This window comes from Pseudomonas sp. SDO55104_S430 (genome assembly GCF_054070595.1).
Genome location: NZ_JBSVXG010000251.1, coordinates 1 through 7,643, shown reverse-complemented (window position 1 = coordinate 7,643; position 7,643 = coordinate 1). Strand labels below are relative to the sequence as shown.

The following is a 7,643-nucleotide window of genomic DNA, read 5'->3' as shown; positions in this document are numbered from 1 at the left end:
CGCAAAACCTGTGCGCCAGATCTGTCTGATAGACCGAGTTCTCCGGATTCACGACTGCTGCGCAGCCGGACGCAGGCTTCGCCAGCTGCTACAGGTCCCGCGGTGGCTTCACCCGCCGGAATTAAAACCTCTCTACCCTCCCCTCAACATTGACTGCCTCGATCACCTGACGACCGGCATCGAAATTCAATTGCCACAAAATATTACATACGTCATATTACCTGCGTAATGTATTTTCCATTTCCCGCAGGAAATCCCCATGACCAGCATGCCCTCCGTTGAGCCCGACCTGGCCGTTCCCGTGACCACTCCCAAGCCTCCCCTGCTCAAACGTCTGCTTCTGCCGACCGTCGGCATCGCTGCCTTGGTGCTGGCCGGTGTATATGGCGCCCATTGGTGGACCGCTGGCCGCTTCATCGAGGAAACCGACGACGCCTACATCGGCGGCGACGTGACGGTGATCGGGCCGAAGGTCGCCGGGTACATCGAAGAAGTGCTGGTGACCGACAACCAGCAGGTCAAGGCTGGCGATGTGCTGATTCGCCTCGATTCGCGCGACTACCGTGCCAACCTGGCCAAGGCCGAAGGCGCGGTGGCGGCCGAGGAAGCTCTGCTCGCCAACCTCGACGCCACCGAACAGCTGCAACAGGCGGTGATCGGTCAGGCCCGCGCCGGCATTGATGCCGCCGGTGCCGAAACCTCTCGCTCCCGGGATGACGATGCGCGCTACAAAAAGCTGGTGAGCACCAACGCGGTCTCGGTGGAAAGCGCGCAACGGGCCAACGCCACCTTCAAGACCGCTCAGGCACTCAGCAGCCGTGCCCAGGCCGAATTGCTGGCCGCGCAACGTCAATTGAATGTGATCGCCACACAGAAACAGCAAGCCCGCGCGGCGTTGATTCAGGCCCGCGCCGAACGTGATCTGGCGCAGTTGAACGTCGGCTACACCGAACTGCGCGCACCGGTTGACGGCGTGGTCGGCAATCGCCGCGCCCGGGTCGGCGCCTATGCCCAGGCCGGTTCGCAAATGCTGGCGGTGGTGCCCACCAGCGGTCTGTGGGTCGACGCCAACTTCAAGGAAGACCAACTGGCGCGCATGGTGCCGGGGCAGCGGGTGGTGATTCATGCCGACGTGCTCTCGGGCCAGGAATTCCATGGTCACCTCGACAGTCTGGCGCCGGCCAGCGGCTCGCAGTTCAGCGTGTTGCCACCGGAAAACGCCACCGGCAACTTCACCAAGATCGTGCAGCGGGTGCCGGTGCGCATTCACCTGGACCCGGCCGACAGCGTGCTCGGTCACCTGCGTCCCGGCCTGTCGGTCACCGCAGAAGTGGACACCCGCAAAGCGCCGGGCGCGCCTGCCGTGGCCAGCGCGCCATGAGCCGCGCCCTCGCCGCCCTGGCGCAACCATTCGATGCCGCGAGCATGGCCACGGCGACCAAGGTCTTCGCCTTCGCCACCATGTGCATCGGCATGTTCATTGCGCTGCTGGATATCCAGATCGTCTCGGCGTCATTGCGCGACATCGGCGGTGGCCTTTCTGCCGGCACCGACGAAACCGCCTGGGTGCAGACCAGCTACCTGATCGCCGAAATCATCGTGATCCCGCTGTCCGGCTGGCTTTCGCGGGTGTTTTCCACCCGCTGGCTGTTCTGCGCATCGGCAGTGGGCTTCACCCTGACCAGCCTGCTCTGCGGCCTGGCCTGGAACATCCAGAGCATGATCGCCTTCCGGGCCCTGCAAGGTTTTCTCGGCGGCTCAATGATCCCGCTGGTGTTCACCACGGCGTTCGTGTTTTTCAGCGGCAAGCAACGGGTGATCGCCGCCGCGACCATCGGCGCGGTGGCTTCGCTGGCACCGACCCTGGGGCCGGTCATTGGTGGGTGGATTACCGATGTTTCATCCTGGCACTGGCTGTTCTACATCAACCTGGTGCCGGGGATTTTCGTCGCCGTGGCGGTGCCGATGCTGGTCAGGATCGACCAGCCGGAACTGTCGTTGCTCAAGGGCGCCGACTATATAAGCATGGTGTTTCTGGCACTGTTCCTCGGCTGCCTGGAATACACCCTCGAAGAAGGCCCGCGCTGGAACTGGTTCAGCGACAGCACCATCCTGACCACCGCGTGGATCAGCAGCCTGGCAGGCCTGGCCTTCATCGGCCGCAGCCTGCATGTGGCCAACCCGATCGTCGATCTGCGCGCCGTGAAAGACCGCAACTTCGCCCTCGGCTGTTTCTTCTCGTTCATCACCGGCATAGGCCTGTTCGCCACCATTTACCTGACGCCGCTGTTTCTCGGCCGGGTGCGTGGCTACGGCGCGCTGGACATTGGTCTGGCGATTTTCTCCACCGGTGTGTTCCAGCTGATGGCGATTCCGCTGTACGCCTTTCTGGCCAACCGCATCGACCTGCGCTGGATCATGATGACCGGCCTTGGGCTGTTCGCCCTGTCGATGTGGGATTTCAGCCCGATCACCCATGACTGGGGAGCCAGGGAGTTGATGTTGCCGCAAGCATTGCGCGGGATCGCCCAGCAACTGGCGGTACCGCCCACCGTGACCCTGACCCTGGGCGGACTGGCACCTGCGCGGCTCAAGCATGCTTCGGGCTTGTTCAACCTGATGCGCAACCTGGGCGGCGCCATCGGCATCGCCGCTTGCGCGACCATCCTCAACGACCGCACCAACCTGCACTTCACTCGCTTGGCGGAAAACCTCAACAGCAGCAACGAGGCCCTCAACCAGTGGCTGTCCCAGGTCGGCAACAACTTCGCCGCCCTGGGCCAGAGCGGCGACGCCGGCGTCACCGCCAGCCTGCATCAGCTATGGCAGCTGACCTTTCGCGAAGCGCAGACGCAAACCTACGGCGATGCGTTCCTGATGATCATGGCCTGCTTCATCGTCGCCACGGCAATGGTGCCCTTGATGCGCAAGGTGCAACCACCGGCGGCGCCGAGTGCGGATGGGCATTGATGGATTGAGGCATTCCCACGCAAGAGCGTGGGAACGATCAGGGTGCGGGGGGTGAAAATCAGGCCTGAGGCATTTTGCGGAAGCCAACCGCCAGACGGTTCCAGCTGTTGATGGTGCTGATGGCGACGGTCAGGTCGACCATTTCCTTTTCCGAGAACTGTGCCTTGACCACTTCATAGTCCTCATCCGGGGCTTTGGTCAGGCTGAGCTGAGTCAGGGACTCGGTCCACAGCAGCGCGGCGCGTTCACGGTCGGTGAAGAACGGTGTTTCGCGCCAGGCGGACACACCGAACAGGCGACGGGTGGTTTCGCCGGCCTTGAGGGCGTCGGTGGTGTGCAGGTCGATGCAGAAGGCGCAGCCATTGATTTGCGAGGCGCGTAGCTTGACCAGTTCGATCAGGCTCTTCTCCAGCGGCAGCTTGGAGACTGCAGTCTCCAGGGCAATCATGGCTTTGAGGGCGTCTGGGGAAGCGGTGTAGAAATCGATGCGCGGTTGCATTTACGTGCTCCGGTGAAAAAGTGGGTGTGTGACTACGTTAGACCCGCGGGCGGCTTGCACAAATATCCAATCTTCTGGAAGACGAGTAGGCCATTGGCGGAGGCTTTGGAAGAAAGTTCCAAATGAGAATTGCAAGCAATCACTGATGGCCACTAGAATGCGATCAATTCTTAATTACACACTCCCGCAGGATGCCCGAGTCGAGTATCTGCCCGCCATGTCGTCCGCCGATCAGCCTCTGAACCAGCAAGTACATAACCTCTACAGCGAACACCACGGGTGGCTGCAGGGTTGGTTGCACCGCAAACTGGGTAACCGCTGCGATGCGGCCGATCTGGCCCACGATACCTTCCTGCGCCTGTTGACCCGTCAGGTGGTCAAACCGCTGGGCAGCGAACCCCGGGCGCTGCTGACGCACATTGCCAAAGGGCTGGTGATCGACCGCTGGCGTCGCCAGGACATCGAGCGTGCCTATCTGGAAACCATCGCCCATCTGCCGGTGGCCGAAGTACCGTCGCCGGAAACCCGCCTGCTGATCCTCGAAACCCTGTGGCGCATCGAAGCCCTGCTGCGGGAATTGCCCAAGGCGACCCGCGATACCTTTTTGCTGTCGCAGATCGAAGGCCTGACCTACGCGCAGATCGCCACCCGCCTGAATGTCTCGCTGATCACCGTCAAGCGCCACATGCGCGCGGCGTTCATTGCCTGCCTGAGTGTCGCCTGATGAATTCTTCGATGATCAACCCGCAGATTCTCGGTGAAGCCGCCGACTGGCTGGTGCAGTTGCACTCCGGCACCGCCACCGCTGCCGACCATCAGGCCATCGCCCAATGGCGCAGCCGCAGCCTGGAACACGCTCAGGCCTGGCAGCGGGCCGAAGTGCTGCTGGGCGAGTTCCGCAGTGTGCCGGCCAATCTGGCGATCCAGACTTTGCAACGGGCTGCGCGCAAGGACGGCCTCACTCGTCGCCAGACTCTCACTCGCCTGGGCCTGCTGCTAATGGCCGGTCCCTTGGGCTTTGCTTCGCAGCATCTGCCGTGGGAGCAATGGACCGCCGATCAGCGCACCGCCGTGGGCGAGCAGAAAAACCTGCAATTGCCCGATGGCAGCCAGCTGCTGCTCAACACCGACAGCGCGGTGAACATTGCCTTCAATGCTTCGGAGCGACGTGTCCTGCTGCTCGATGGCGAGGTGCTGATCCGCACGGCGAAAGACCTCAGCGCCCGCCCCTTTATCGTCGAAACGCCCCAGGGCATCGCCCGCGCCGTGGACACTCGTTTTTGCGTGCGCACCGAAGGCGCTCGCAGCCACGTGTCCGTTCTCGAAGGCCAAGCGGTGATCACCCCGCAATTGCTCCAGCAGAGTTCGACCCTCAACGCCGGCCAGCGCCAGAGCTTCACCCAGAGCCGCTTCGATGCCGCCGAATCCTTCGATGCCGCCGCCGTAGCCTGGGACAAAGGCATGCTGCTGGCCAACAACATGCGCCTGGACCAGTTGCTCGGCGAGCTTGGCCGCTATCGCCCGGGTGTACTGCGCTGCCATCCGGATGTCGCGGCGCTGCGGGTCTCGGGGGCGTTTTCCCTGCGCGACACCGACGCCAGCCTGCGCCTGCTCAGCGATACCCTGCCGCTGAACATCAGCCGCATGACCCGCTACTGGCTGTCGGTCGAACCGAGGGTCTGACGCGGTCAGTCTGTGATGTTCAGTTCCTCTTTCCTGCGCATGGTTCTGGCCTGCTCGGCGTTGTTGCCGCTGCACGGCCAGGCGATCGAAAGCCTCGCCACCAGCCGCAACATCGTCATTGCTCCGGGCTTGCTGAGCCAGGTGCTGGCGCAGTTTGCGGTGAGCATGGGCGTGCCGTTGTCGTTCGATCCGGCGCTGCTGGGCAATCGCCAGAGCCCCGGACTCAACGGGGCCTACAGCGCGGAAAGTGGCTTCGCGCAATTGCTGGAAGGCAGCGGACTTGCGCTGGTCAGCACCGGCGATAACGGCTACACCCTCAAAGCCCCGACCACGCTGGAACTGGACGAAACCAACGTCAACGCCCTGGCCAATGCCGCCGACACCTACGGCGGCGGGCAAGTGGCCCGTGATGCGCAGATCGGCCTGCTCGGTCAGCAGGCCCTGAACGACCTGCCCTTCAGCGTCACCAGCTACACCGCCAAAACCATCGCCGACCAGCAGGCGCGAACCGTTGGCGACGTGCTGCTCAATGACGCGTCGGTGCGCCAGTCCGCCGGGTTCGGCAACTTCTCTCAGGTGTTCATCATTCGCGGATTGCCACTGGCCACCGATGACATTTCCTGGGGTGGCCTGTACGGCGTGCTGCCGCGCCAGATCATCGCCACCGAGGCGATGGAGCGGGTCGAGCTGTTCAAGGGCCCGAGCGCCTTCATCAACGGGGTGACCCCCAGCGGCAGCGGCATCGGCGGCGCGGTCAATGTGCAACCCAAACGCGCCAGCGATACACCGACCCGGCGTATCAGCCTGGATTACAGCAGCGACTCACGCATCGGTGGGCATCTGGACCTGGGCCAGCGCTTCGGTGAGGACAACCGGTTCGGCGCGCGGCTCAACCTGCTGCAGCGCGAGGGCGATAGCGCTGTCGACGACGAAGACCAGCGCACTTCGCTGGTCAGTCTGGGCCTGGATTATCGCGGTGAGCGTCTGCGTCTGTCGGCGGATCTGGGTTATCAGAAGCAGGTGATCAATCAGGGCCGCGCCGTGGTTTACGTCGATTCGTCCCTGAGCAAAGTGCCCAAGGCGCCGGACGCCAACAAAGGTTATGCGCAGGATTGGAGTTACTCGCAGCTGGAGGACACCTTCGGCATGGCCCGAGCCGAATATGACCTGAGCGACAACTGGACCGGCTACATCGCGGGCGGCGCCAAGCACACCCGGGAAAACGGTGTGTACTCGTCGCTGACCGTCACCGATCTGGACGGCAGCGCGCTCGGCGGCATGCTTTATCCGCCCCACGACGAAGACAATCGCAGCCTGATGGCGGGCCTCAATGGCCGTCTGCAAACCGCTGCGATCAGCCATCAACTGAATGCCGGAGTGGCCGGCATCTGGGGTGAACAGCGTTCGGCCTTCGAAACCATCGGCAGCGCCGGGCGCTACAGCACCAACCTGTATGACGTCGGCCAGCAGCCGCGGCCGGTGGCCACATCGTTCGGCAGCGACATTCATGACCCACGGATCGTCGGCAAGAATCAGCTGCGTAGCGTTGCGATTGCCGACACCCTGGGCTTTGTCGACGACCGGGTTTTGCTGACGTTGGGTGCGCGTCGCCAGTCGTTGAAGGTCGATGGCTGGAGCACCACCACCGGCGCCCGGACGTCCAGCTATGACGCATCGATCACCACCCCGGTGTTCGGCCTGGTGTTCAAGCTCTGGGACCACGTGTCGTTCTACGCCAACCGCATCGAAGGCCTGGCCAAGGGCCCGACGCCCCCGACCACTTCACTGAACCGCGACGAAACCTTCGCCCCGGTGCGCAGCAAGCAGGTCGAAGCCGGCGTGCGCCTGGACATGGGCAGCTACGGCGCGAGCCTTGGGGCGTATCGCATCGAGCAGCCGTCGAGCTACACCCAGGATGGCGTGTTTCGCGTCGATGGCCGGCAGTTGAACAAAGGCGTGGAGTTGAACCTGTACGGCGAACCCCTCGATGGCCTACGTCTGCTCAGTGGGGCGACCTTCATGAAGACGGAGATCGAGGGCAGCGCCAATGGTGTCAACGATGGCAACCGCGCGGTTGGCGTGCCGCGATTTCAGTTCAATCTGGGGGCGGATTGGGATATGCCGGGGATCGAAGGCGCGGCGCTCAGCGCGCGGATGTTGCGCACCGGTGGGCAGTATCTGAATGCGGCCAATACCCAGAGCATACCGGCGTGGAACCGGTTTGATCTGGGGGCGCGGTATGGGTTCAGGCTCGATGAGCGGGAGATTACGTTGCGGGCGAATCTGGAGAATGTGGCCAATGAGGCCTATTGGGCTTCGGCCAATGGCGGGTATCTGACCCAGGGTACGCCGCGGACGTTGAAACTATCGGCGACCCTGGATTTCTGATTTCACCCCGCCCCCCTGTAGGAGCCGAGCTTGCTCGCGATGGAGGCACAGGCACCGCGGGGTGTCAGGCAGCCAGCGTTATCGTTGACGCCCACCGCGAGAA

The 7,643-nt window shown here is 63.2% G+C and carries 6 protein-coding genes; 5 read left to right on the top strand and 1 reads right to left on the bottom strand.

The window, feature by feature from the left end; genetic code table 11:
- The first annotated feature begins 259 nt into the window (after positions 1-259).
- The gene (locus ACW9JE_RS26560; protein WP_457434437.1) at positions 260-1,381 is read left to right on the top strand and encodes an HlyD family secretion protein; all 1,122 of its coding nucleotides are present in this window, start codon (positions 260-262) and stop codon (positions 1,379-1,381) included.
- A complete protein-coding gene (locus tag ACW9JE_RS26555; RefSeq protein WP_457434436.1) occupies positions 1,378-2,970 on the top strand; it encodes a DHA2 family efflux MFS transporter permease subunit in 1,593 nt (530 codons plus the stop codon). The genes ACW9JE_RS26560 and ACW9JE_RS26555 overlap by 4 nt, the downstream gene beginning before the upstream one ends.
- A 58-nt stretch (positions 2,971-3,028) precedes the next feature.
- Here ACW9JE_RS26555 and ACW9JE_RS26550 read toward each other — a convergent pair whose 3' ends face one another.
- A complete protein-coding gene (locus ACW9JE_RS26550) occupies positions 3,029-3,469 on the bottom strand; it encodes a carboxymuconolactone decarboxylase family protein (RefSeq protein WP_224537672.1) in 441 nt (146 codons plus the stop codon).
- 217 nt (positions 3,470-3,686) lie between these two features.
- Between ACW9JE_RS26550 and ACW9JE_RS26545 the strand changes: the two genes are divergently transcribed.
- The 3 genes from ACW9JE_RS26545 to ACW9JE_RS26535 are packed head-to-tail and all read left to right on the top strand — an operon-like array spanning position 3,687 to position 7,540.
- Entirely contained in the window at positions 3,687-4,193 is a 507-nt protein-coding gene (locus ACW9JE_RS26545; RefSeq protein ID WP_224537700.1) for a sigma-70 family RNA polymerase sigma factor, read from the top strand.
- The gene (locus ACW9JE_RS26540) at positions 4,193-5,152 is read left to right on the top strand and encodes a FecR domain-containing protein (RefSeq protein WP_224537670.1); all 960 of its coding nucleotides are present in this window, start codon (positions 4,193-4,195) and stop codon (positions 5,150-5,152) included. Before ACW9JE_RS26545 ends, ACW9JE_RS26540 begins: the two co-directional genes overlap by 1 nt.
- Before the next feature lie 15 nt (positions 5,153-5,167).
- Positions 5,168-7,540: a TonB-dependent siderophore receptor gene (locus ACW9JE_RS26535; RefSeq protein WP_457434435.1), complete on the top strand. Its 2,373-nt coding sequence runs from the start codon at positions 5,168-5,170 to the stop codon at positions 7,538-7,540.
- Positions 7,541-7,643 lie beyond the last annotated feature (103 nt).

Bases quoted from the DNA above. Each gene is read 5' to 3' on its own strand.
- ACW9JE_RS26560 (WP_457434437.1), top strand. From the start codon at position 260: ATGACCAGCATGCCCTCCGTTGAGCCCGACCTGGCCGTTCCCGTGACC.
- ACW9JE_RS26555 (WP_457434436.1), top strand. From the start codon at position 1,378: ATGAGCCGCGCCCTCGCCGCCCTGGCGCAACCATTCGATGCCGCGAGC.
- ACW9JE_RS26550 (WP_224537672.1), bottom strand. From the start codon at position 3,469: ATGCAACCGCGCATCGATTTCTACACCGCTTCCCCAGACGCCCTCAAA.
- ACW9JE_RS26545 (WP_224537700.1), top strand. From the start codon at position 3,687: ATGTCGTCCGCCGATCAGCCTCTGAACCAGCAAGTACATAACCTCTAC.
- ACW9JE_RS26540 (WP_224537670.1), top strand. From the start codon at position 4,193: ATGAATTCTTCGATGATCAACCCGCAGATTCTCGGTGAAGCCGCCGAC.
- ACW9JE_RS26535 (WP_457434435.1), top strand. From the start codon at position 5,168: ATGTTCAGTTCCTCTTTCCTGCGCATGGTTCTGGCCTGCTCGGCGTTG.